General features: G+C 68.6%; 1 protein-coding gene. It reads right to left on the minus strand.

Annotation, left to right across the window (positions count from 1 at the left end; all coding sequences use genetic code 11):
• Positions 1–25: 25 nt before the first annotated feature.
• Positions 26–937 (minus strand): endonuclease domain-containing protein, encoded by a 912-nt coding sequence (locus tag ACFUVW_RS20880; protein ID WP_430573207.1) that lies wholly within the window; start codon positions 935–937, stop codon positions 26–28.
• Between the last annotated feature and the right edge of the window lie 98 nt (positions 938–1,035).

Consider the following 1,035-nt stretch of genomic DNA (forward strand, 5'->3'; position numbering starts at 1 on the left):
GTTTCGACACGAAACAGGGCCACGATCACACCCACAACGCGCGACGCGCGGCCCTGATCTCCTGGCGCACACGACTCACGAAGGTGGTCGGATCGAGCAGGTCCTGCGCCACGATCACGATGACGGTCCAGCCCAGCGCCTCCAGCGCGCGACGACGTCGGATGTCGTCCTGCCACTGCGCGCGGTCCGTGCGGTGGTGGTCCCCGTCGTACTCGATCGCGATCCGGTACTTCGGGTACGCGAGGTCCACGCGCTTCACGTAGCCGCCTCGAGGGTCGAGGACGACGTCGTTGACCCTGGGGCAGGGGAGGTTCGCCGCGACGAGCGCCAACCGCGCACGCGTCTCCGTCGAGGAGTCCGTTCCCGGACGCATCCGTTCGATCTGTTCGCGCACCTGTGCGATGCCCTTGACCTTGAAGGTGCGTTCGGCGATGGCGGTCAGCTCGGCCGGGGTGACGAGCGGGAGCTTGCGCCGCATCATCGCGTCACCCAGCACGACGACGTCATCCGGGAGCCGCAGCGAGGTGGCGACATGGACGAACGTCTGCGCGGGGCTCGTGACAGGCAGCCCCTCGACGACGGCGGTGTCGAGGAACAGCTGCCGCGATCGGTGCGACACCACCCCGGGTCGATCGACACGATCCTCCTGGCGCCGGGAGATCACGTGCAGGTCGGTGTCGTCGGCCGCGGTCCACGGCAGCTCGACGCCGAGAAGGCGGAGCGCCGTCGTGTGACTGAAGACGACCCCGTCGTTCAGCACCGTCGACAGGGCATGACAGCGTGTCCTGAGCTCGTCCGGGGAGCCGGCGGGAACGCGTACCCCGACGAACGGGGCCTCCCACCGGCGTGTCGCGCGAAGCATCTTGCGGGTCAGACCCCGCTCCATGGCGGACCGGACGTGAAACGGGCCCTGAAGATCGTCGGAGCTCTGGCGCATGCCCGAAGGCTTCCGGACCGGCGCATCTTCCGGCGCTCGGTTTCCACAGGCACAGCGTTGTGGGTGGGCTCGTGGCCCCCTTTCGCAGGAAATAGGGG

The organism is Isoptericola sp. NPDC057391 (assembly GCF_042668085.1).
In the GTDB taxonomy this organism is placed as follows: domain Bacteria; phylum Actinomycetota; class Actinomycetes; order Actinomycetales; family Cellulomonadaceae; genus Isoptericola.